The organism is Streptomyces sp. CG4 (assembly GCF_041080655.1).
In the GTDB taxonomy this organism is placed as follows: Bacteria; Actinomycetota; Actinomycetes; order Streptomycetales; family Streptomycetaceae; genus Streptomyces.
In genome coordinates this window covers 5,015,478-5,038,683 of the sequence record NZ_CP163525.1, presented here as the reverse complement: position 1 = coordinate 5,038,683, position 23,206 = coordinate 5,015,478, and the positions used below count along the sequence as shown (strand labels likewise).

Genomic DNA, 23,206 nt, shown 5'->3' with positions numbered 1-23,206 from the left:
ACCGACTCAACTCAAGCGCCCTGTCGCACCCATGTGGTGGCACTGTGCTGTGCCTGTGAGTGCGATTGCCGGTCCGTTTCGGGAGCGGGCCGGGGCACGGCGGCCGGGGCGAGCGCGGGCAGATGCACGGTGAACACGGTCCGCCCCGGACCGCTGTCCACGGTCACGGCACCGCCGTGCGCGGCGGCGACCGCCTGCACGATGGCGAGCCCGAGCCCGGTGGACCCGGTGGCCCGCGACCGCGCGGAGTCGCCGCGCGCGAACCGCTCGAAGACGTGCGGCAGCAGATCGAGCGGAATGCCCTGCCCGTTGTCCTCGACGTCGACGCACATCCACGGCCCGCGCCGCTGCACGCGCGCGGTGACGGTCGTACCGGGCGGGGTGTGCTTGCGGGCGTTGCCGAGCAGATTGACGAGCACCTGCTGAATGCGGGCGGCGTCGGCGGAGACCAGGGCGGGCTCGTCGGGCAGGTCCAGCCGCCAGTTGTGGTCCACGCCGGCCGCGCGGGAGTCGCTGATGGTGTCCACGACGAGCGGGATGAGATCGGTCTGCTCGAACTGCAGCGGCCGCCCGGCGTCCAGGCGGGCGAGCAGGAGGAGATCCTCCACGAGGAGGGTCATCCGGCCCGCCTCGGACTCGATCCGCCCGAGGGCGTGCCGGGTGTCGGGGCCCACCTGCTCCCGCCCGCGCCGGGTCAGCTCGGCGTACCCGCGAATGGACGCGAGGGGCGTCCGCAGCTCATGACTGGCGTCGGCGACGAACTGCCGTACCCGCATCTCGCTCTGCTGCCGGGCGTGCAGGGCGCCGTGCACGTGGTTGAGCATGCGATTGAGCGCGGCGCCGACCTGCCCGACCTCCGTGTGCGGATCGCACTCGGACTCCGGAACCCGCTCGCTGAGGTTCACCTCGCCCGTGTGCAGCGGGAGTTCCGAGACACGGGTGGCGGTGTTGGCGACCTTGCGGAGGGGGCGGGTGGCGACGCCGACGATGACGGTGCCGGCGATACCGGCGGCCACAAGTCCGGCCACGGTGACGCTGACCTCGATGAGGATCAGGGCGTCGATGTTGTCGTCAACGGCCTTGGTCGGGATGGCGACGTAGTAGGTGCCGTTGGGGCCGGTGACGTACTGCGCGCGGTAACTACCGAGGCCGGGGAGGTCCACGGTGTGCCTGTTGATGTCCTTGGGCACGGCGTTGAGAGCCGCGAGCTGCGCCTTGTTCAGCGACCTGGCGCTCATCGAGAAGTCGTCGTCGGACTTGTGGCCGACCTTGCCCTCGGTCGTCCCGCCGTTGTCCACCTTGGCCACAGCCGTGTTCTGCGACGGCTGTGGGCCTCGGCTGACGAACTCGGTGAGGTTCACCGTGTGACCGTTCTGCCCGCCATCCGGCTGGCCGCTCTGCCGACCGTCCGGCCCGCCGCCGGGCACGACCGCGTCCTTGCCCTGGCCGAGCGGACCGAACTGCCCGGACGCCCGGGCGCCGACCTCGCGCAACTGGCCGTCGAGCTGGGCATACAGATGTGAGCGCAGCGCCACCGTGGTCACCGTACCGATCACCGCGCACACCACCGCGATCAGCACCACCGACGCGACGACGAGCCGGGTCCGCAGGGTGCGCGGCTGCCCCGCCCGCCACTTCCGCCGTTTCTGCGGACCCGGCCGTCGTCGTCCTCTCATGACACGGCTGGCTTGATCAGATAGCCGGCCCCACGCCGGGTGTGGATCATGGGCTCACGGCCCGCGTCGATCTTCCGCCGCAGATACGAGATGTACAGCTCGACGACGTTGGCCTGCCCGCCGAAGTCGTACGACCAGACCCGGTCCAGGATCTGCGCCTTGCTGAGCACACGCCGCGGGTTGCGCATCAGGAAGCGCAGCAGCTCGAACTCGGTGGCGGTGAGGTGTATCGACTCCCCGGCCCGCGACACCTCATGGCTGTCCTCGTCGAGGGTCAGATCCCCGACGACGAGCACGGAGTCGGACCGCCGATCGGCGGCGCCGGACCGCCGGATGAGCCCCCGCAGCCGCGCCACGACCTCCTCCAGGCTGAACGGCTTGGTGACGTAGTCGTCCCCGCCGGCGGTGAGCCCGGCGATACGGTCCTCGACGGCGTCCTTGGCGGTCAGGAACAGCACCGGCACGTCGGGCAGTTCGCGCCGCAGCCGGCCGAGGACGGCCAGCCCGTCCATGTCGGGCAGCATCATGTCGAGCACGACGGCGTCGGGCCGGAACTCACGGGCGGTCTGAACGGCGCCCTGACCGTCCCCCGCACTCCTGATCTGCCAGCCCTCGTAACGAAGGGCCATGCTCAGCAGTTCAGTGATCGACAACTCGTCGTCCACCACAAGCACTCGGACGGGGCTCCCGTCCGGCCTGAGCAGTTCGGTGCGCCCCTGGGGCGAGGTCGTGGTCATGGTGGACACCATGTCGCCGTCCTCTGAGAGGAGACTTTCCCCAGTCTGTGATTTCCCTGAGAAACACCCAGGCATCTCTCAGGCAGCGCCTGGGAGACGGAAGGGGATCGGACCGGGTGGCCGAGGGCCCGACTTCGGCGACCGAAGGCCGGACTTCAGCGGCTGAAGACGTGACCGTGCTCGACCCGGGCGATGTGGATCGCGTACCGCTCGTACCACCGCTGACGCCCGCGCCGCTTGGCCGCCAGGTGCTCGGGATGGTCACGCCACCGCTCGATCCCTTCGAGGTCCCGGAAGTAGGCGACGCTGATGGCGAGTCCGCCGGGGGTGTGGGCGAAGTCCTCGCCCAGGAAGCCGGGGATGTCACGATCCCTCAGAACAGCCCGCCCTGCTCGCCCCGGAACTCCCGCACGGCAAAGGTGAGTCGGTGAGAAGGCGAACCGGGCGGCGGCACCAGCTCCCACCCCGCCATCAGCCGCGTGTCGAGTACGACGACCCCGCGCGCTCCGACCGCCACATGCAGATCGGGCCCGGCGGCCGCGACCAGCTCACCGCTCACGGCTCCGCCCGGGACCAGCTCCACGACCTCACCGCACGCGGCCGCCGACCGGTCGAGCCCGAAAACCCCCATGTGATCGGTCACTTCACAGGGCTCCGGCCGCAGCGACTCCGGCCACCCGGCGAGCGCGACGGCCCGCGCATGCAGCTCCCGCACCTCGGCGGCACGCTCGTCCGCGCTCTCCGGGAGGGCCGCTCGCACCGCGCGCTTCTCGGCGTACGGAATCCGGTCCGGCACCTGGAGCGCGGCCCGCAGCAGCTCTTCGGTACGCCGGGCGGCCATCAGCGGACCGGTGCCGAGCCGGCTGAAACAGACGGCGCCCTGTTCGAGCAGCCGAGCGCTGCCCCGCTCGACGGCGGTGATCCCGACCTTGACCATCCCGGGCCCGAACCACGCCAGATACACCCGGTACGGCCGAGGGTCGTCGGCGATGGTGTCGGCGGCCACGGAATGCGCCCGGTCCAGCCGCGCACACTCCTCGCACCGGGCCCCCGTACTCCGCCCCGGCACCACGGCCCGCACCGGACACGCATGCCCCCGCGCCCCCACACACGTCCGCACACCCCCTTCCGGCACGGCGAAACCGACCCGCTTCCCGCAGGGCAGCGCACTGCACCGCCCGCCGTCCCAGACCAGCACGGGCCCCTCGGACGACCAGCGCAGTCCGGTGCACTTCCATACAGGTGCCATCACTCGTCAGGGTATGGGGTGGGTCTGACAACGGACTGCGGGAGCAGGCGGAGTACGGTACGAAGCCGTTGATGTCATTCATCGATCACCAACGGCCCTTCGCCGAAAGCACATTCACTCGACGGGCGACAGAGGCATCGATTCGGCAGCCGTCGGCGTCGCGGCCACCGGGGCCGCCGCACGTCCCCGCCCCGCCAGCCGGCAGCCGACGCAGCCGGTGTGGCCCTCCCGGGCCCGGGTGTCCCGGATCCGCATGCCCCACTGGCCTCGCGGCCGTACGCCCGGCGGCTTGCCCCAGCCGGACAGATGCAGGACCCATGTCACCAGAACGCTCACGGCCACGACCGTGAGCCCGCCCGCGACCAGCGGCAGGGAGGCCACGCACACGCCCGAGCCGACCACGCCGCCTCCCACGGTCGCGATGCCGAAGCCGGTCCAGCCGGCGATCGTGTGACCCTCGTCGTACAGACTCATACCGCGCCTCCGGGGACGAGATTCCCTCACGAGCTAAGACATTTACCAATCGAATATCTCACCAGCTAAGGGAATCCGAAAGATGCACGGCACGCCGCGACCGCCCGCCACCCCGGCCCAGGCGCTGTCGGCGATGGACCATCTCATCGCCGCCCACCTGATCGGACAGCAGGAGCTGGCCCGGCGGCTGGGGCTGAACGTCACCGACCTGACCTGTTTCGCCTTCGTCCTGGAGGCCGGCGAAGACCTGCTGACGGCCGGCGACCTCGCCGCCCGCGCCCACGTCACCACCGGCGCGGTGACCGGCATCCTCAACCGCCTCGAACGCGCCGGCTATGTCACCCGCCGCCCCGACCCCACGGACCGCCGCCGGGTCCGCGTGGCAGCCGTACCGGCCGCCGTCACCCGCGTCGAGGCGGTGTACGCGGGTCACTACCAACGCCTGACGGCCCTGTTCTCCGACTACTCCCCCGAGGAACTGGCGATCATCACCGACTGGTTCACCCGCGCCACGACCCTGGCCCACGCGTACCTGGAGAAACTGAACCGGAACGACCCCGAGGAGGAGGGTGAGGAGGAGGGCTGACGCACGCCGCCACCTGAACGCCTGCCCCCATCTGTGATCGGGCTACGCGTTCGGCGTCGTCGGGACCGAAATGCCAAAGGCCCCGGATCTCTCCGGGGCCTTTGTTCTGTGTGCACTCGGCAGGATTCGAACCTGCAACCTTCTGATCCGTAGTCAGATGCTCTATCCGTTAAGCTACGAGTGCTTGTTCTTTTGTTTTGGCCCCCGCTCCCGGCCCTTTCGGCCCGCTCGCGGCGACAGGAAGAACATTACATGACTGCCGCCGTCATGTGAAATCCGTTCCGCACACCCCTTGTGACCTGCGAAAACGCCGACATGGGGGTGGCTGGGGGCGTCGGGAGAACCGTGGGGTGGGAACGCCGAAGCCCCGGTCCTGGGGACCGGGGCTTCGGGATCGGGGCGGAGGCGGAGGGATTTGAACCCTCGATGGGCTTTAAGACCCAAACCGCATTAGCAGTGCGGCGCCATAGACCGGACTAGGCGACGCCTCCAGCACAACCGCTCACGCGAGCGCGCGATTGGTGCTTGCAGATGATGACACAGCCGAGTGGCCCGTCACCAATCGCCCCCCACGGTACTAGGCAGTCGGGTCGCAGGGCAAAGGGCTTTCGTCCGGCGAGGCGCGGACGCAACGTCCGGCGGGCGGGGGCGTTGAGCAGGGCATGATCTTTCGTCTTCAGCGGGGCCCGGTGCGCGGCGGCGGGATGTCCGTCCTCGCGGTCGTCTCGGGTCTTCTCGCCCTCTCCGCCGTACCCGCCGCCGCCGTACCCGTACCCGCCGTGCCGCCGCCCGTGCGGCCCGAGGACCAGGCCGGTGATCACCTCACCGTGGTCGTGCGGCACGCCGGACCCGAGCGGGACGGGACGCACGAGCTGTTCTGCCACCCGGCCGGCGGGAGCCGGCCGGACGCGGCGGATACCTGCCGGGCGCTGGACGGGCGGACGCGGTGGGGGCAGGACCTCTTCGCCCCGGTGGCGCCCGGCACCACCTGCACCATGCTCTACGGCGGACCGGCCACCGCACATGTGACCGGCACCTGGGCCGGACGCGACGTCGACGCCACCTACGACCGCAGCAACGGGTGCGAGATCGGGCGATGGGACCGGATGGTGCCGCTGCTGCCGCAGCTGGGCGGCCCCACGGCATAGGGGCGGGCCCCACGGCACAGGGGCAGGTCCGACGGCAAAAGGGCCGGTCCGAGGCGGTTCGAGGTGGTCCATGGGTGGGGATCGGCCGGATCGTCGGGCACGTAAAGGTCCCGCGAAGGTCTCGCGGAGCGTCCCTGGTGGCCGGAGGCTGTGGCCGGGCCGTGGCCGAGGTGTCGTCGGGGTGTGGTCGGGGTGTGGGCACGGGTTCGGTGTCACTTCGTCGTGGGACCTCCCTCTCATCCGGCGTCGCGAGCGCAATGTGTGCGCTTAGACTCCCTCGCGTGACACGTCGCGGGCCCCTTGGCAAGATGGCCCGAGCGGTCGGCAAGGTGCGGTAACAGGGAGGAAGGCGTCTCGTGAGCAGCAGGCCATCCCGAGGCGCTGCTCGCCTCGCAGCCATACTCGACGCGCTGCCGGACGCGTTGGTCCTGGTCAACGCCAACGGAACCGTCGTCAACGCGAACACCATCGCGCTGGAGGCCTTCGAGGCGCCGGGCACGGCGCTGGTCGGGCGCGGGCTGCTCGATCTGCTGCCCGAGTTCGACTCGCGGCTCATCCCCGGGTCGATGCGCCGGCCCGATCACATGGATCCGGCGGGGCGGACCAAGCCGACCCGGATGATCGCCCGGCGCACCGACGGGAGCGAGTTCCCGGTCGAGGTCACGAGCGCGAATCTGGAGAACGGTCAGCAGGCCTACGACGGTTACGGCTACACCGGCGACGAACTGCTGATGATCGTCGTACGGGACCTGTCCGGGACCGTCGACACCGAGGCGGAGCTGGCGCGCTCGCAGCGGCAGACCGAGATGATTCTGCGGGCTGCGGCGGAGGGCGTCGTCGGCACCGACACCGACGGGCGGATCGTGCTCGTCAATCCGGCCGCCGCCCAGATACTGGGCTACCGGGCCGGTGAGCTGGGCGGCAAGGAGCTGCACGCCCTCGTACTGCACTCGCGCCCCGACGGCTCCCCCTTCCCGTACGAGGAGTCCCCGCTCGCCGACACCCTGCGCTCCGGGCGCAAGCACCGGGTGCGCGGGCAGGTGCTGTGGTCCAAGGGCGACGCGAAGGTGTCCGTCGACCTCACCACCGCGCCGGTGCGCGACGGGGACCAGCTCGTCGGCGCCGTGATGACCTTCACCGACCGGCGGCCGTACGAGGCGCTGGCCGAGGAGAAGGCCGCGCAGGAGAAGGCGCACGCGGAGGAGGTCGAGCGGCTCACCGAGGAGCACGCCTCCGATCTGACCGCGCTGCGGCAGTCGCACGTCACCGAGGTCGAGGAGCTGCGCGAGCAGCACGTGGAGGAGCTGGCGGCCGGCGAGGAGCGGTACGCCGCGCTCGCCGAGCGGGAGAAGGACCGGTACGAGGCCCTCGCCGGGCGGCACGAGCAGCTGCTGACCCTGCTCGCCCAGTCGCTGCGCGGGCCCCTCGACGAGCTGCGGCGCGACCTGGCCGCGCTGGCCGCCGACGACGCCGGGCAGCTGTGGCCCGAGGCCAACCAGGTCCTCCACCACCTGTCGGCCGGGTACTCGCGCATCACCACCCTCATCGACAACGTCCTCGGCTACCAGCGGCTGGACGCGGGCACCGAGGACATCAGCCGTACGAAGGTGATGCTGGACGCCGTCGTCGCCGCCGGTGTCGACGGCGCGGTCGAGCTGATCGGTCCCGGCCGGGTGCAGTTCGCCGTGCACGCGCCGCCCATCGAGGCCGAGGTCGACCCGCAGCGGCTCGCCACCGCGCTCGCGCACCTGGTGGCGGACGTGGCCGGGGTCGACGCGACCGGCAACTCGCCCGTCTCCGCGGGCGGTTATCTGGACAACACCGTCGTGGTCGCGGCCGCGCAGCGCGGTGAGGTCGCGCGGATCGAGGTGCGCGGGCCGTACGCCGGGGGCGACCCGGTGCACGAGCCGATCGTGCGCGGGATCGTACGCGCCCACGGCGGCGTGCTGCAGACGCACGAGGTGCCGGGCATGAGCGGCAGCGCGTATGTGCTGGAGGTGCCGCTCGGCGGTGGCGCCGGGGCGGTCGTCGGGGCGGTCGTCGGTCAGATGCCCGCCGCGCTTCCCGCCGCCCAGGACTCGACCGGGCAGATCTCCGGCGCCGGTGACGGCGGTGCGGAGGAGGCCGGTGGCGCCGAGCAGGGCGCCGGTGGCGGCCGGCGACGGGCTCGGCGGGCCTCCACGGACGCCTTCCTGGAGAGTGAGGTGCCCGGCGCGGGCCAGGCCGGTGAGCCGGAGGCGCCCGCACCGACCGGGCGGCGCCGCAGGCGCGCGGGCGCGCCCGCCGAGGAGGCCACCGCGGTCCCGGCCGAGAGCACGGACACCGCGTCGGGCGGCACCGGACGGCGCCGGGGCCGGCCGGCCGAGGGCAGCGCCGGGGCCGGCGAGGAAGTGAGCGAGGGCGCGGTGGTGACCGCGGCCGAGCATGCCGCGGGGGCCGCCGCCTCCGGTACGGGGCTGGGCTCCGCCGTACCGCCGCAGGGTGTGCCCACGCCCGCGGGACTTCCGGCTCGCGCCGAGTCCGGTGCCCAGCAGGCTGCGTTGCCGCCTGCCCTGCCCGCGGCGGGCGGCGAACAGGGCGGTCCGGGCGGTCCGGGTACGGAGGTCGTGCCCGCCGAGGGTGCCCAGCCGACCGGGCGGCGCCGGCGTGCGCTGGCCGCCGCGGCGGAGCGTGCCGCGGCCCAGGAGGCGGGCGGCGCGCGTACGGTCTTCGCCCTGCCCCCGGCCGAGGCCGACCGCTCACCGCGGTCCGCGGACTCGGCGACCGGGGTGGGCGTGGTTCCGGCGGCCGGTGGGGTTCCTGGGACCGGCGGGGTTCATGGGGTTCGTGGGACCGGTGGAGTCCCGGGTGCCGGTGGGCGGCCTGGTGCTGCCGAGGGGCAGCCGCAGGCTTCGGGGCCGGGTGCCGGACCGGTGCAGGTGCCCGCTCAGCTGCCGGTGTCCGTCGCAGGGGCCCATGGTGACGCCGGCCGGCACGACGCCGTACCGCTCGACCAGGCCGCGGACCACACCCCGCCGCAGCCGCATCCGACCAGCGCACCGACCGGCCGGCGCCGCCGGGCCGCGGCCCAGCCGGCCGAGACCGCTCAGCCGGCGGCGGCGCAGGGGGCCGCGCCCGCACTCGCGCCAGGTGCCGCGCAGCCCGGTGCCGCACAGCCGGCTCCGGCGGTGACGCCCGCGGTGCAGGGCGCTCCGGGACAGCTCGCTCCCGTGCAGCCGGTCCCGGCGCAGGCCGCGCCAGGGCAGGCCGGGGCGCGCCCGGCAGGAGCCCCGGTTCCCGGCCAGGGCGCACCAACTCCCGGTCAGGGCACGCCGGTTCACGGCGTTCCGGCACAGGGGACGGTCGGGCAGGGCATCCCCCTCCAGACCGGTCCCGTGCCTGCCGCCGGGCAGCCGCCCGCTGCGGCGCAGAGGGCCGCGCAACCGGCGCCCGGCGCCTCCGCACCCGGCGCCCAGCCCGCCGTACCGGCCGTACCGCATCCCGGCGCGCCCGCGCCGGACTCCGCGGGCCGGCCCGTGCCGCCCGCTCCCGGGCAGGCGGTCCCGGCCCAGCGGCCCCCGGCGGCATCGGCCGCGACCCCGCCCGGCGGGACCCCGGCCGCCCAGCCGCTGCCCGCCGAAGGTGCCGGCCCGGTGCCGGCGCCCGGTGTCCCGCAGCAGTGGCCCGGCACCGACGACACCTCCGGCGCGGGCACTCCCGTACCGCAGGCCGGTACGCCGGCCCCGGGCACCCCGCTGCCCGCGGAACGTGCCGGTCTCCAGCCGCCGCGGGCCGCACAGCCGTTGCCCGCCGAGGGCTCCGCGGTCGACCCGAACTCGACACAGGGCCGGGCGATCAGCGTCCGTACGCTCGGGCAGGGCGTGCCGTTCTCGCGGCAGGCCGCGCAGGTGCAGCAGCCGACGGCGACCCCGCCGCCGCACGCGCCGGGCGGTTCCGGCCGCCGGCGCAAGCTGGGCACGCCTCCGGACCCGGGCAAGCGGCAGGACGAGCAGCCGGAGCAGACGGCTCCCGGACAGCAGGGCGCCGGACAGGCGGCCGCGCAGACGTCGCTCGCCGGGCAGTCCCGGCTCGCCCCCGGTACCGAGGGTGCCGGGCGGTCGTACGCCATAGGCGCGCCGGACGCGGACGCCGCCGAGGGGCCGGAGCCGCTGGACGGTCCCGGCGGGGCCATCGAGGTCGCCGACGCGCCGCTGCCGCAGCCGCTCGACGACGAACTGCCCCCGGAGCCGCTGGACAACCCGCGCCGGCTGCTGGTGTGGCCCGCGCCGGACGTGACGACCCAGCAGGCGCTGAGCGACCGCGGCTACCGGCCGGTGATCGTGCACTCCCGTGAGGAGGTCGACGCGCAGATCGCGGCGTTCCCGGCCGCGCTGTTCGTGGACCCGCTGACCGGACCCATCACGCGTACGGCCCTGCAGTCGCTGCGTCAGGCCGCCGTCGCCGCCGAGGTGCCGGTGCTGGTCACGGCCGGGCTCGGGCAGGCGACGCGCGAGGCGGCGTACGGCGCCGACCCCGCCGTACTGCTGAAGGCGCTGGCGCCGCGCGACAGCGAGCAGCATCCGCCGCGGGTGCTGCTCATCGAGGAGCACGCGGAGATCGCGCTGGCCCTGACCTCGACGCTGGAGCGGCGCGGGATGCAGGTGGCGCGGGCCGCGAGCGACAGCGACGCGGTGACGCTCGCGGGGCAGTTCCGGCCGAACCTCGTGGTGATGGACCTGATGCAGGTGCACCGGCGGCAGGCCGGCGCCACCGGCATCATCGACTGGCTGCGCGCGAACGGGCAGCTCAACCGCACCCCGCTGGTCGTCTACACCGCCGCCGTCGACCAGGCCGACCTGCCCCGGCTGGCCTCGGGCGAGACGGTGCTGTTCCTCGCGGAGCGCTCCACGAGCTCCGAGGTGCAGAGCCGGATCGTGGACCTGCTGGCCGGGATCGGCACGAATTAGCACGACGAACAGACACGAATCAGCACGACGAACAGAACAGCCCCTGGCACGCGCCTGGGGCTGTTCGGTCGTCCGGTGGTCGTCCGGTGGTGTCAGCCGAGACTGGTGACGTCCAGCTGCCCGTCGGCGTACTGCCTCCGCAGCACCTTCTTGTCGAACTTGCCCACGCTGGTCTTCGGCACCGACTCGACGGTCGTCCAGCGCTCGGGGAGCTGCCACTTGGCGATCTTGCCCTCCTCGGCGAGGAAGGTGCGCAGGGTCGCGAAGTCGGCGGTGGCGCCCTGCCGCAGGACGACCGTGGCCAGCGGGCGCTCGCCCCACTTGTCGTCGGGTACGGCGACCACGGCGGCCTCGGCGACGTCCGGGTGGGACATCAGCGCGTTCTCCAGCTCGACCGAGGAGATCCACTCGCCGCCGGACTTGATGACGTCCTTGGCGCGGTCGGTGAGGGTCAGGAAGCCGTCGGGGGAGATGGTGCCGACGTCGCCGGTCTTGAGCCAGCCGTCCGCGCTGAACTTGTCGCCGGGGCGCAGGGGTTCGGCGTCGGGGCCGTTGTAGTACGCGCCGGCGATCCACGGGCCGCGTACCTCCAGCTCGCCCGCCGACTCGCCGTCCCAGGGGAGGCGTTCGCCGCCGGGGCCGCTGAGGCGGGCCTCGACGCCGGCCGGGAAGCGGCCCTGGGTGAGGCGGTAGGCGAACTCCTCCTCGGTGCCGATCGCGTGGGCCGGCGGGCGGGCGACCGTGCCGAGCGGGGAGGTCTCCGTCATGCCCCAGGCGTGACAGACCCGCATGCCGAGCTTGTCGAAGGCCGCCATGAGGGACGGCGGGCAGGCCGCGCCGCCGATGGTGACCTGGGTGAGGGAGGAGACGTCCCGGGGCTTGGCGGTCAGCTCGGCGAGCAGGCCCTGCCAGATGGTCGGGACGGCCGCCGCGTGCGTCGGCTTCTCGCGCTCGATCATCTCGGCGAGCGGCGCGGGCTGCAGGAAGCGGTCCGGCATCAGCAGGTTGACGCCGGTCATGAACGTGGCGTGCGGCAGGCCCCAGGCGTTGACATGGAACTGGGGCACCACGACGAGTGAGGTGTCCTGGTCGGTCAGGCCCATCGACTGGGTCATGTTGACCTGCATGGAGTGCAGATAGATCGAACGGTGGCTGTACACCACGCCCTTGGGGTCGCCGGTCGTGCCGGAGGTGTAGCACATGGCGGCCGCCTGGCGTTCGTCGATCTCCGGCCAGTCGTACCTCGTCGGCCGGTCCGCGATCAGCTCCTCGTACTCGTGGATCCGGGCGTGCGTGCCCTGGAGCGGCGCCCGGTCGCCGGGGCCGGAGACCACCACATGCTCGACGGTCGGCAGCTTGGACAGCAACGGCGCGAGCAGCGGGATCAGCGAGCCGTTGACGATGACGACCTTGTCGGCCGCGTGGTTGACGATCCACACCAGCTGCTCGGCCGGCAGCCGCAGATTGAGCGTGTGCAGCACAGCGCCCATGGACGGGATCGCGAAGTACGCCTCGACGTGCTCGGCGTTGTTCCACATCAGGGTTGCCACCCGGTCGTCACCCCGAACGCCCAGCTCGTCCCGCAGGGCGTTCGCCAGCTGTACGGCACGCACCGCCGCCTCGGCGAAACTGCGCCGCTGCGGCTCGGACTCCCCGGTCCAGGTGACGATCTGGGACCGTCCGTGCGCCAGCGCACCGTGGACGAGGAGACGGGTGACGGTCAGCGGTACGTCCTGCATGGTGCTCAGCACGGTGGTCCTCCCGGGGCGGCGTTGCCCTGTGCGGCAGCAAGGGTTCCGCTGATTCTGCTCACATACCGTGCGGTATGTCACTAGGGGCGCGTCACCGGGGAGGAAAACGCGAGCTAGCGCACCAGGCCCAGCTCGGGATCCTCGCGGAGTTTCCCCAGCGCACGCGACACCGCCGATTTCACCGTGCCCACCGACACGTCGAGCACCTCGGCGGTCTGGGCCTCGCTGAGGTCCTCGTAGTACCGCAGGACGACCATCGCCCGCTGGCGCGCCGGGAGCTTCATGACCGCGCGCCACATGGCGTCGTGCAGCGCCTGCCGCTCGGCCGGGTCGTCGTCACCGGTCCCGGGCTCCGGCTCGGGCAGCTCGTCGCAGGAGAACTCGTCCACCTTGCGCTTGCGCCACTGCGAGGTCCGGGTGTTCAACAGCGCCCGCCGCACATAGCCGTCGAGCGCCCGCTGGTCCTCGATCCGCTCCCAGGCCACATAGGTCTTGGCGAGCGCGGTCTGCAGCAGGTCCTCGGCGTCGCTCAGGTTCGCGGTCAGCGAGCGCGCGGTGCGCAGCAGGACCGGCTGGCGGGCTCGCACATACGAGGCGAACGACGGGTATGCGGGAGCCTCCTCGCCCGCCCGGAGCCGGGGGTGGGGGAGGGTCTGCCGCCTTGGTGCGGCGGCGGCCGAGGCGCGGGTGCAGACGGGTGTGGTCATGGCTCCACGCTAGGAGCGGGCCACCCTCCGGCGGATCGCCCGCAGGTCCCGAAGCGGAGTCCCCCTCAGGTTGTAGGGGTGGGGCTGACTGCACCTCCTGAAGGTGGACGGCGAGTGCACCCCGCGTGCGGGTACGACCCTGACCCCGCCCTGATCATCGCCGGCCCCGTCGGCCGAACCGACCCTGACGTCGAGGGCGGACTCCGGGTGCGGATCCCACCGCCAACCGACAACCGACAACCGCCGACCGTCAGCCGTCAGCCGTCAGCCGTCAGCCGTCAGCCGTCAGCCGTCAGCCGTCAGCCGTCAGGATCAAGCCCGATGTCGGGACACCGGTGCCGGCCGTCACCAGGGTCCGGGTCGCGCCCGGTATCTGGTTCACCGCCGTACCCCGCAGCTGGCGTACCGCTTCCGCCATGCCGTTCATCCCGTGCAGGTAGGCCTCGCCCAGTTGCCCCCCGTGGGTGTTGAGCGGCAGCCGCTCCTCGGCCACGAAGTCCGCCGCCTCCCCCTTTCCGCAGAACCCGAACTCCTCCAGCTGCATCAGCACGAACGGCGTGAAGTGGTCGTACAGGATCCCGACGTCGACGTCGGCCGGGCCGAGGCCGGAGGTGCGCCACAGCTGCCGGGCCACCACGCCCATCTCCGGCAGGCCGGTCAGATCGTCCCGGTAGAAGCTGGTCATCTGCTCCTGCGCCCGGCCCGCGCCCTGAGCGGCCGCCGCGATCACGGCGGGCGGGTGCGGCAGGTCCCGGGCCCGCTCCAGGGAGGTGACGACGATCGCCTGTCCGCCGTCGGTCTCCTGGCAGCAGTCCAGCAGCCGCAGCGGCTCCACGATCCAGCGCGACGCCGCGTGCTCGGCGAGCGTGATGGGGCGGCCGTGGAAGTACGCCGCCGGATTCGTCGCCGCGTATCGGCGGTCCAGCACGGCCACGTGCCCGAACGCCTCCGGCGTCAGCCCGTACGCGTGCAGATACCGCTGGGCCGCCATCGCCACCCAGGACGCCGGGGTGAGCAGCCCGAACGGCAGCATCCAGCCGAGTGCCGCGCCCTCCGCCGACGGCTCCCGGTGCTGCACGCCCGCGCCGAATCTGCGGCCCGACCGCTCGTTGAAGGCGCGGTAGCAGACCACCGCCTCCGCCACGCCCGTCGCCACCGCGAGCGCCGCCTGGAGCACGGTCGCGCACGCCGCGCCGCCGCCGTAGTGGACCCGGGAGAAGAAGGACAGCTCGCCCATCCCACAGGCCTGGGCCACCGTGATCTCCGGGTTGGTGTCCATCGTGAACGTCACCATCCCGTCCACGTCCGCCGGCGTCAGCCCCGCGTCGTCCAGCGCGGCCCGCACCGCCTCCACGGCCAGCCGCAGCTCGCTGCGCCCGGAGTCCTTGGAGAACTCGGTGGCCCCGATCCCGACGATCGCGGCGCGCCCGCCCAGGGCGTCACGGGTCCGCAGGCTCATGAGCGGCCCTCCGGGTCCGGGGCGGACGCGGGTGCCCCGGCCGGGACCGTGACCGTCACCGTGCCCGTCACATGTCTGCCGAGCCCGTTGGCGCCGACGACCCGTACGGTGGCGGTGTCGCCGTCGACCGCCTCGATCCTGCCCGTCAACACCATCGTGTCCCCCGGATAGTTGGGCGCACCCAGCCGGATGGCGACCTTGCGCAGCACCGCCGTCGGGCCGAAGTGGTCCGTGATGTACCTGCCGACGAGGCCGTTCGTCGTCAGGATGTTCATGAAGACGTCCGGGGAGCCCTTCTGCCTGGCCAGCTCCGCGTCATGGTGCACGTCCTGGTAGTCCCGCGAGGCGATCGCCCCCGCGACGATCAGCGTCCGCGTGACCGGGATCTCCAGCGGGGCCAGCTCGGCGCCCACGCGCATCGCCGCCACGGCCTCACCCCCCATGTGCGATCAACTCCCCCAGTTCCTGGAGCACTTCGGCCCCGCAGCCCAGATACGCGTCCAGCTGCCGGCCCCACAGGAAGTGCCGGTGCACCGGATGATCGAGGTCGGCTCCCGTCCCGCCGTGCAGATGCTGGCCGGTGTGCACCACCCGCTGGCCCGCCTCGGACGCCCACCAGGCGGCGGTCAGCGCATGGGGGGCGTACGGGAGCCCGGCGTCCCGCCGCCAGGCGGACTCGTAGGCCGTCACCCGTATCGCCTCGGTGTCCATGTGGGCGTCGGCGGCCCGGAGCTGGACGGCCTGCCGGGTGGCGAGCGGGCGCCCGAACTGCTCCCGGGTGCCGGTGTGCGCGACGGCCCGGGCGAGGGAGCCCGCGCAGACGCCCGCCTGCAGCCCGGCGAACGCCGTACGGGCGGTGGCGAGGACGTCGGCGTAGGCGCGCCGGCCGCCGAGCGGCTCGGCCGGAGCCCGCTCGAGAGTGAGACGGGCCGCCGACCAGGGAGCCGTCAGCTCGACCGGGGTGATGCCGGTGCCCCGGCCGAGCGGGGCCAGCCACAGCCGGCGCTCGGCGTCGGCGACCAGGACATGGGTGGCGTCCCGCAGCCAGGGGACGACGGGGACCGTGCCGGTCAGCTCACCCCGCGCCGAGGCCCGTACACCGCTCTGCGCGGGAAGCGCCCCCGCCACCACCGCCGAGCCGTCCTCGACCGCCGGGAGCAGCCTGTCCCGCTGCTCCGCGCTGCCGTGCGCGGTGAGCGCCAGCACTCCGTACACACAGCTCGCCGCATACGGCGCCTGGGCCGTCGTCCGCCCCTGTTCCTCCAGGAGCAGCACCAGCCCCAGCAGGCCGAGTTCCGCCACGGCGGCCACCAGCCCGGCCGCGCACAGGGACTTCCACAGCTCCGGGTCGCTGCCGGTGCCGGCGGCCTTCAGCCGGTCATGGGTGGCGAGGTCGCCGAAGATCCGCGCGGCCAGGTCACGGGCCTCGTTCTGTGCCTCGGTGGGCGTGAAGTCCATGTCAGCCCTCGCCCTCGGCCGCACCCTCGACGACCCGGAAGACCGGCAGCACCAGCGCGCCCTCCGCGCCCTCCGCATCTTCGTAGGTCCGGAACTCCACCCGGACCGGCAGCCCGATCCGCACTTTGTCGTACGGCACCCCGACCACATTGCTCACCATCCGCACGCCCTCGGCGAGTTCGACCAGGCCGACCGCGTAGGGCGGCTCGAAGGCCGGGAAGGGCGGGTGGTGCATCACCACGTACGAGTAGACCGTCCCCGCGCCGCTCGCCTCGACCGTGTCCCAGTCCGGGCCGCCGCACGCGTTGCAGCCCGGCAGCCAGGGGTGGCGCAGGGTGCCGCAGTCCGTGCAGCGCTGGATGAGGAGCCTGCGGTCGGCCACGCCCTCCCAGAAGCCGGCGTTGTCCCGGTTGACCACCGGGCGGGGACGCGGGGCCGGGGGTGTGCGGCGGGCCGGGGCGTACTTGAGGATGCGGAAGCGGTGTGTGCCGACGAGGTCGCCGTCGACCCTGACGTCCGTACGGGTCGTGACGAAGTGCCCGGTGCCGAGCTTCGTCGTCTTGCGGCCGGAGACCGACTCGATCACCGAGTCGAACGTGACCCGGTCGCCCGGACGCAGGGGCCGTAGATACTCCTGCTCGCAGTCGGTGGCCACCACCGACGTACAGCCCGAGGCGTCGAGGAGGGACAGCAGGTCGTCGTAGGCACCCGTGCGGCCCTCGTGGCCGGACAGGCCGCCCATCGTCCAGGCCTGGAGCATCGTGGGCGGGGCGATGGCGTACGGGCCCGAGTAGGCCGGGTTGGTGTCGCCCATGGCCTCGCACCAGTGCCGGATCATCGGCCCGTTCACCGGGTCCTTGGCCACTCCGGCGACGGCGGCGGACTGCCCCTCGTAGGCCTTGAGCCGCGCGCCGAGCGCATCAGGATCCACGCCTGCCGCCGCCTCGCCCCCCGGCTGCACACCCTCGCTGCTCACCGCCGCCCCCTCCTCATCCCGAGCCGCATCGTCGCGACGATCTCTCGCTGCACCTCGCTCACCCCGCCCCCGAACGTGTTGATCTGCGCCGCCCTGTTCCGTCGCTCCAGCTCGCCGTCCCCGAAGGCTCCCGGGGAGCCGGAGCGGACGAGTCCCGCCTCGCCGGCGATCTCCTGACACATGCGATACGTCGCGACAGTCGATTCCGTTCCCGCGAATTTCACGCCGCTCGCCTCGCCCGGGGCCAGGCGGCCCGCCCCCACGTCGGCCACCAAACGCCAGCTGAGCAGGCGATTCGCCGCCAGCCGGGCATGCGCCTCGGCGGCCCGGAGACGTACCCACGGCTCATCGATCCGGCGCCGCAGATTCACCGGATCGGGTGTACGGGCGGCGGTGAGCGCGGCGGCGAGGAACTCCTCGGCCTGCATGCCGAGGGCGGCGAGCGCGACCCGCTCGTGGTTGAGCTGGCCGGTGATCAGCGACCAGCCGTCGTTCTCGGTGCCGACCAGGTTCGCGGCCGGGACGCGGACGCCGTCGTAGTAGGTGGCCGTCGTCGTCTGCCCGCCCACCGTCTCGATCGGCGTCCAGGAGAACCCCGGCGCGTCGGTCGGGACGAGCAGGATGGAGATGCCCCGGTGCTTGGGCGCCTCGGGGTCGGTGCGGCAGGCGAGCCAGATCCAGTCGGCGTGCTGGGCGCCCGAGGTGAAGAGCTTCTGGCCGTCGATCCGCCAGCCGTCGCCCTCGCGTACGGCGCGGGTGCGCAGCGAGGCCAGATCGGTGCCGGCGGAGGGCTCGGTGTAGCCGATCGCGAAAACGGCCTCGCCGCTGAGGATGCGGGGCAGGAGGCAGGCCTTCTGCGCCTCGCTGCCGTAGGTCATGAGCGTGGGGCCGACCGTGTTGAGGGTGACCATGGAGACCGGGGCGCCGGCCCGGTTCGCCTCATCGAAGAACACGAACTGCTCGTCCGCACCCCGGCCCTGGCCGCCGTACTCGACCGGCCAGCCGATGCCCAGCCAGCCGTCGGCGCCGATGCGGCGCAACAGGGCGCGGGCGTCGTCGGGTTCACGGGGATCCGGCAGCACGGCACGGAAGTAGGCGCGGAGTTCGGCGCGCAGGCGCTGCTGCCGCTCCGTGGGGGCGAGGTGCACGGCGGGGGCCCTCCCGGCCTCGCGTACCTGACAGGGACGGTTTCTGACTGTCCGTCAGATACCGGTGGGTGTCAAGGTCGGCCACCGCCCCCGGCTCCGCCGCGAGATCCACGGCGAGGTCCGCCACGTCCGCCACCACGGAACGGACACCGCGCACACGTCTGCGCGGCGGCACCGAAGTACCGCCGCGCAGACGTGTGATGACCCCTGAGCACACCCCACGAGGACCCTCAGCGGGAGGGACCCCGCCCGAAGCTCACCACAGGTGGGTGAAGTAGACGGCCGCGTTCTCGCTGCCCTGCTGGACGGGTGCGAACGCGGAGTCGTTGGCCTGGGCGGTGCTGCTCTGGTTCGAGGCTCCGTCGCCGGCCGCGTTCTGCGGCGCGGTGGACGAGTTTCCCAAGTTGTCGTGGCCGACCCCGCTGCCGATGATGCCCGCCACACCGGTGTTGGCGCTCGATCCGTTGTCCGCGAGGGCTCCGTTGTCGGCCGTCGCGACGCCACTGAAGAGGGCGGCTGCGAGCGGAACTGCGGCGACGGCGGCGCATACGCGGGCGGTACGGATACTTGCCATGGTGTTCCTCCAGAACCAAGAAATGGGCGGCCCTAGGGCCGGAAGTAAGTGAACTGCGGCTTGCGTCAGGGCAGTTGGCCGACTGCTCCGACTCCGTGGGCGACGTCGCGAGATCAGAGTTGCCCACCGAATCCCCGGCGAACCACCCCGGAAGCCTCAATTGGCACGCAAGCGTGATGGAAAGTCGATAAACCTCTATCGCCATCTTTTGCCATCTGCCGCCACAGGAGGGACGGGGGGTGGGCTGCCGCACCTCAAGCGACACAAGGGATGAATCGTTTCCCCGGATATCCGGCCATTTTCCCTGCACCCGGCGCGCCACTCCGGCCTCCCCTTCCCTTTTTCGAACGTACGTACGAACATGGAGCCATGGCCACCCCCGACCGGCAGGCCACGACGCTGGCCCTCGCACACGCCCTCTCAGCCGCCGAGCGCGGCCTGGCCGTCATCCCCCTGTCCCGGACGAAGCTCCCGGCCCTGCGCTCCCCCCACCGCGACGACCCCGACCCGGCCGGACCGCGCTGCCACGGCGAGTGCGGCCGCTTCGGTCACGGTGTGTACGACGCCTCGACCGACCCGTTCCGCATCCGCGAGCTGTTCGCCGCCGCGCCCTGGGCCACCGGCTACGGCATCGCGTGCGGGCTGCCGCCGTACCACCTGATCGGCATCGACCTGGACACCAAGTCCGGCACCGACTCCTCGACCGCGCTGCGCGAACTGGCCCTGCGCCACCTGTTCACGATTCCGGAGACGGTCGTCGTCCGCACGCCGAGCGGCGGGCGCCATCTGTGGCTCACCGGCCCGCCGGACGTGGTCGTGCCGAACTCCGCCGGCCGTCTCGCCCCCGGGATCGACATCCGCGGCGCCGGCGGCTATCTCGTGGGCCCCGGCTCCCGTACCGAGCACGGCCTGTACACGACCGCCCCCGGCACGGCGCAGCTGGCCCCCGCCGCCTGCCCGTCCTCCCTGCTGCGCCTGCTGGTACCACCGCCCCGGCCCGCGCACCCGGTCCCACCCCCGAGCCTTCCCGCTCCGGGCGACCACGGCCGCGGCCTCGTCCACTTCGTCCTCTCCGCGCACGAGGGGCAGCGCAACACCCGTCTGTTCTGGGCGGCCTGCCGCGCCTACGAGAACGGCATCGGCCCCGCCCTGGTCGACCCCCTGACCGAGGCGGCCCTCAACACGGGCCTGTCGGAACGCGAGGCCCGGGCGACGATCGCCTCGGCGGCACGGATGACGGGACACCGGCCCTGACCACCGAAAACCCGGCCGGACATACGGAAGGGGCGCCCGTTTCGGAGGCGCCCCTTCCCAAGGTCCGCGGTGGGTGTGGGATTTGAACCCACGGTGACTCGCGCCACGACGGTTTTCAAGACCGTTCCCTTAGGCCGCTCGGGCAACCCACCTCGCTCGCGCCCACCTGGGACGGAGCGGGTACAGCGTACCGGGATCGAACGGCCGACGGGCGGCGTGGTCGGTACGGGAGGCTCGGGAGTCGGTACGAGCGAGGGGCGCCCCCTTTCGGGAGGTGCCCCTACGCGTGCGTGCCGCTCGGTGCGGGGGTCAGTTGTCGCCCACCCGGGAGGCCAGCGTCAGGGTGGCCGTGTGGTCCTGGCCGCCTCGCTTGTAGGTGACCGTGACCCTGTCGCCGGGCTTGTGGGTCCAGATCTCGCCGATCAGGGTCGGGCCGCTGTCGATCACCATGTCGTCGAGCTTGGTGATCACGTCGCCGGGCTTGAGGCCCGCCTTGTCGGCCGGGCCGCCGGACTCGACCGCGGCGGCGCCGCCCGCGCCCTGGTCGGTGATCTTCGCACCGCCGGTGGAGTCCTCCAGCGAGACGGAGGCGCCGATCTTGGCGTACACCGGCTTGCCGGTCTTGATCAGCTGCTGGGCGACGTACTTGGCCTGGTTGACCGGAATGGCGAAGCCCAGGCCGATCGAACCGGACTGGCCGGAGCCGCCGAAGCCGCCGCCGCTGCCGGACGACTGGATCGCCGAGTTGATGCCGATGACCGCGCCGGCGGCGTCCAGCAGCGGACCGCCGGAGTTGCCCGGGTTGATCGACGCGTCGGTCTGCAGGGCGCTCATGTACGACGCCTTGCTGGTGGCGCTGCCGTCGCTGGAGGCCACCGGGCGGTTCTTGGCGCTGATGATGCCGGTCGTCACCGTGTTGGACAGGCCGAAGGGGGCGCCGATGGCGATCGTCTCGTCGCCGACGGCCACCTTGTCGCTGTCGCCGAGGGCGAGCGGCTCGAGGTCGGTCGGCGGGTTCTTGAGCTTGACGACGGCGACGTCGTAGCCCTGCGCGTGGCCGACGACCTCGGCTTCGTACTTCCGGCCGTTCGGGAACGTCGCCGTCAGCTTGCCGCCGTTGAGCGCGTCCGCCACCACGTGGTTGTTGGTGATGATGTGGCCCTGCTTGTCGAAGACGAAGCCCGTGCCGGTGCCGCCGTCGCCGTTGCTGCCCTCGGCCTCGATGGTGACCGTGCTGGGCAGCGCCTTGGCGGCCACGTTGGCGATCGTGCCGGGCGCGCGCTTGATCTGCGAGGCGCCGTTGTCGGAGGCGGAGACCGTGGTGGAGCCGCTGTCGTCGTGGTTCTTGGCCAGGGTGTAGCCGAGGCCGCCGCCCAGGCCGCCCGCGACCAGCGCGGCCACCAGGACCGCCGCGACGAGCCCGCCACGCCCGCCGCCGCGCGGCTTGGGTGCGGGCTGCTGGTACGACGCTCCCCAGACACCGGCGGCACCCGCGCCACCCGCGCCGCCGAAGCCAGCAGTACCGGCACCGGCGTCACCGTGGGGCGCGCCCTCGCCGTACGGCGGGGTGGCCGGCGGCGGGGGCGGCCAGGAGCCGTCCGGGGCCGGGCCGGAGGCGTGCGGGGCGGGCGTCGGGCCCGGCTGGGTCCCGGCGCCGGCCGGGGTGTCCTGGGGTACCGGCGGAAGGGGGGCCGTCGGCGCGTTCCCCTCCGGGGCGGGGCCCTGCGGGGAGGTGGGAGAGGCCACCGGCACGGGAGGTGCGGACGGGGCCGGGGGTACCTCGTTGCCCTCGTTCTCGGTGCTCACAGCTCTTCTCCTCGATCCACGGCTGTTGTCCTCGGTCGCATCGGTCACGTTCACGCTCGGCGGGGGCGTTCACGCTCGTCGTGGGCCCGTCGCGATGCAGCTGTGCATGGTCCTGTGTTCCCGTATGTATGCAGTCAGCTTTTCCCACGGGCCGTCAGAGCACCATAAGCGGTGGCTGTGGGTCCCGGGACTCTCTTTATATGGGGTCTTTCCGGCAAAAGTTATATAAACGAGCAGGCCGGATGCCGTCGTTCGCCGCACGGACGCACCCACGCCGCCGCGCGTACCCCGCGACGGTGGCACCATGACGCGGTGACCCACGCACCACAGCGCTCCGTCCAGGTCGTCGCCCACCGAGGCGCCTCCGAAGACGCGCCCGAGCACACCCTGGCCGCCTACAAGAAGGCCATCGAGGACGGCGCCGACGCCCTCGAGTGTGACGTACGACTGACCGCCGACGGCCATCTCGTCTGTGTCCACGACCGCCGGGTGAACCGTACCTCCAACGGCCGCGGCGCCGTCTCCGCACTGGAGCTGGCCGATCTCGCCGCCCTCGACTTCGGCTCCTGGAAGACGCGCGAGGCCTGGCGCGGACGGGACGAGGAGCCCGACTGGGTGCACCGGCCGGAGGATCCGGCGGACACCTCGGTACTCACCCTGGAGCGGCTGCTGGAGCTGGTCGCGGACGCCGGGCGGCGGGTGGAGCTGGCCATCGAGACCAAGCACCCCACGCGCTGGGCCGGCCAGGTCGAGGAGCGGCTGCTGGAGCTGCTGAAGCGGTTCGGTCTGGACGCGCCGGCCTCGGCCGCCGAGTCCCCGGTCCGGATCATGAGTTTCTCGGCGCGTTCGCTGCACCGCGTGCGTGCCGCCGCGCCGACGCTGCCGACGGTCTACCTGGTGCAGTTCCTCACCCCGCGGCTGCGGGACGGGCGGCTGCCCACGGGCGTGCGGATCGCGGGGCCCTCGATCCGGATCGTGCGCAATCACCCCGGCTATGTGGAACGGCTGAAACGCGCCGGTCACCAGGTCCACGTCTGGACCGTGAACGAGCCCGAGGACGTCGATCTCTGTGTGGAGCTGGGCATCGACGCGATCATCACCAACCGCCCGCGCGAGGTGCTGCGCCGGCTGGGGCGTGCGTGACCTCAAGAGGCCGGTAAGGAGCCGAGCGCATCCCTTGACCCGGCTGTGCGGCTGCTGAATCCTCCACTCTCGGCCACACCAATGAAATTCAGCCACGCGACGACCAGAGGAAAG

At 72.7% G+C, this 23,206-nt stretch carries 18 protein-coding genes and 3 tRNA genes; 5 read left to right on the top strand and 16 right to left on the bottom strand.

The window, feature by feature from the left end; translation table 11 throughout:
- Positions 1-11 precede the first annotated feature (11 nt).
- The 4 genes from AB5L52_RS22745 to AB5L52_RS22730 all read right to left on the bottom strand — a co-directional run bounded on the left by AB5L52_RS22745 (position 12) and on the right by AB5L52_RS22730 (position 4,136).
- Entirely contained in the window at positions 12-1,676 is a 1,665-nt protein-coding gene (locus tag AB5L52_RS22745; RefSeq protein ID WP_369365856.1) for an ATP-binding protein, read from the bottom strand.
- Complete coding sequence (locus tag AB5L52_RS22740; protein ID WP_225826737.1) at positions 1,673-2,413, bottom strand: response regulator transcription factor; 741 nt, start codon at positions 2,411-2,413, stop codon at positions 1,673-1,675. The genes AB5L52_RS22745 and AB5L52_RS22740 overlap by 4 nt, the downstream gene beginning before the upstream one ends.
- Before the next feature lie 373 nt (positions 2,414-2,786).
- Entirely contained in the window at positions 2,787-3,662 is an 876-nt protein-coding gene (locus AB5L52_RS22735) for a DUF2797 domain-containing protein (protein ID WP_369365853.1), read from the bottom strand.
- 114 nt (positions 3,663-3,776) lie between these two features.
- On the bottom strand, positions 3,777-4,136 hold the full coding sequence (locus AB5L52_RS22730) for an HGxxPAAW family protein (RefSeq protein ID WP_369365851.1): 360 nt from the start codon (positions 4,134-4,136) through the stop codon (positions 3,777-3,779).
- 82 nt (positions 4,137-4,218) lie between these two features.
- On the opposite strand from AB5L52_RS22730, the gene AB5L52_RS22725 reads away from it, so the two are divergent.
- On the top strand, positions 4,219-4,722 hold the full coding sequence (locus AB5L52_RS22725; RefSeq protein ID WP_351016690.1) for a helix-turn-helix domain-containing protein: 504 nt from the start codon (positions 4,219-4,221) through the stop codon (positions 4,720-4,722).
- A 111-nt stretch (positions 4,723-4,833) separates the two neighbouring features.
- Here the strand turns inward: AB5L52_RS22725 and AB5L52_RS22720 are convergent.
- Together AB5L52_RS22720 and AB5L52_RS22715 are read right to left on the bottom strand one after the other, a co-directional pair.
- Positions 4,834-4,906: transfer RNA gene (locus AB5L52_RS22720), tRNA-Arg, on the bottom strand.
- Positions 4,907-5,122: 216 nt separating this feature from the next.
- Positions 5,123-5,213: transfer RNA gene (locus AB5L52_RS22715), tRNA-Ser, on the bottom strand.
- Positions 5,214-5,384: 171 nt separating this feature from the next.
- Between AB5L52_RS22715 and AB5L52_RS22710 the strand changes: the two genes are divergently transcribed.
- The gene (locus AB5L52_RS22710; RefSeq protein WP_369365849.1) at positions 5,385-5,870 is read left to right on the top strand and encodes an SSI family serine proteinase inhibitor; all 486 of its coding nucleotides are present in this window, start codon (positions 5,385-5,387) and stop codon (positions 5,868-5,870) included.
- A 356-nt stretch (positions 5,871-6,226) separates the two neighbouring features.
- A complete protein-coding gene (locus AB5L52_RS22705; protein WP_369365847.1) occupies positions 6,227-10,816 on the top strand; it encodes a PAS domain-containing protein in 4,590 nt (1,529 codons plus the stop codon).
- Between the two features lie 92 nt (positions 10,817-10,908).
- Here the strand turns inward: AB5L52_RS22705 and AB5L52_RS22700 are convergent, their stop codons facing one another.
- The 8 genes from AB5L52_RS22700 to AB5L52_RS22665 form a co-directional block, all read right to left on the bottom strand.
- Positions 10,909-12,567 (bottom strand): long-chain fatty acid--CoA ligase, encoded by a 1,659-nt coding sequence (locus tag AB5L52_RS22700; RefSeq protein ID WP_369365846.1) that lies wholly within the window; start codon positions 12,565-12,567, stop codon positions 10,909-10,911.
- Between the two features lie 113 nt (positions 12,568-12,680).
- A complete protein-coding gene (locus tag AB5L52_RS22695) occupies positions 12,681-13,274 on the bottom strand; it encodes a SigE family RNA polymerase sigma factor (RefSeq protein ID WP_351016701.1) in 594 nt (197 codons plus the stop codon).
- Positions 13,275-13,566: 292 nt separating this feature from the next.
- Complete coding sequence (locus AB5L52_RS22690; protein WP_351016704.1) at positions 13,567-14,733, bottom strand: lipid-transfer protein; 1,167 nt, start codon at positions 14,731-14,733, stop codon at positions 13,567-13,569.
- A complete protein-coding gene (locus AB5L52_RS22685) occupies positions 14,730-15,152 on the bottom strand; it encodes a MaoC family dehydratase (RefSeq protein WP_351017402.1) in 423 nt (140 codons plus the stop codon). Before AB5L52_RS22685 ends, AB5L52_RS22690 begins: the two co-directional genes overlap by 4 nt.
- A 13-nt stretch (positions 15,153-15,165) precedes the next feature.
- On the bottom strand, positions 15,166-16,191 hold the full coding sequence (locus AB5L52_RS22680) for an acyl-CoA dehydrogenase family protein (RefSeq protein WP_369365843.1): 1,026 nt from the start codon (positions 16,189-16,191) through the stop codon (positions 15,166-15,168).
- A 1-nt stretch (position 16,192) separates the two neighbouring features.
- Positions 16,193-17,122, bottom strand: coding sequence for a bifunctional MaoC family dehydratase N-terminal/OB-fold nucleic acid binding domain-containing protein (locus tag AB5L52_RS22675; RefSeq protein ID WP_369368952.1), 930 nt, complete (start codon positions 17,120-17,122; stop codon positions 16,193-16,195).
- A 41-nt stretch (positions 17,123-17,163) separates the two neighbouring features.
- Positions 17,164-18,315: an acyl-CoA dehydrogenase family protein gene (locus AB5L52_RS22670; RefSeq protein ID WP_351570979.1), complete on the bottom strand. Its 1,152-nt coding sequence runs from the start codon at positions 18,313-18,315 to the stop codon at positions 17,164-17,166.
- A 256-nt stretch (positions 18,316-18,571) separates the two neighbouring features.
- Positions 18,572-18,889 carry a hypothetical protein gene (locus tag AB5L52_RS22665; RefSeq protein WP_351016713.1) on the bottom strand — a complete coding sequence of 106 codons (318 nt, stop codon included), beginning with the start codon at positions 18,887-18,889 and terminating at the stop codon, positions 18,572-18,574.
- A gap of 369 nt (positions 18,890-19,258) precedes the next feature.
- Here AB5L52_RS22665 and AB5L52_RS22660 point away from each other — a divergent pair, with 369 nt between their 5' ends.
- Positions 19,259-20,143, top strand: a complete 885-nt coding sequence (locus AB5L52_RS22660; protein WP_369365840.1) for a bifunctional DNA primase/polymerase — start codon at positions 19,259-19,261, stop codon at positions 20,141-20,143.
- Positions 20,144-20,210: 67 nt separating this feature from the next.
- On the opposite strand, the gene AB5L52_RS22655 is transcribed toward AB5L52_RS22660, so the two are convergent.
- Positions 20,211-20,295: transfer RNA gene (locus AB5L52_RS22655), tRNA-Ser, on the bottom strand.
- 157 nt (positions 20,296-20,452) lie between these two features.
- On the bottom strand, positions 20,453-21,949 hold the full coding sequence (locus AB5L52_RS22650; protein ID WP_351016719.1) for a trypsin-like peptidase domain-containing protein: 1,497 nt from the start codon (positions 21,947-21,949) through the stop codon (positions 20,453-20,455).
- A gap of 312 nt (positions 21,950-22,261) precedes the next feature.
- On the opposite strand from AB5L52_RS22650, the gene AB5L52_RS22645 reads away from it, so the two are divergent.
- Positions 22,262-23,092, top strand: coding sequence for a glycerophosphodiester phosphodiesterase (locus tag AB5L52_RS22645; RefSeq protein WP_351016722.1), 831 nt, complete (start codon positions 22,262-22,264; stop codon positions 23,090-23,092).
- Positions 23,093-23,206: the final 114 nt, after the last annotated feature.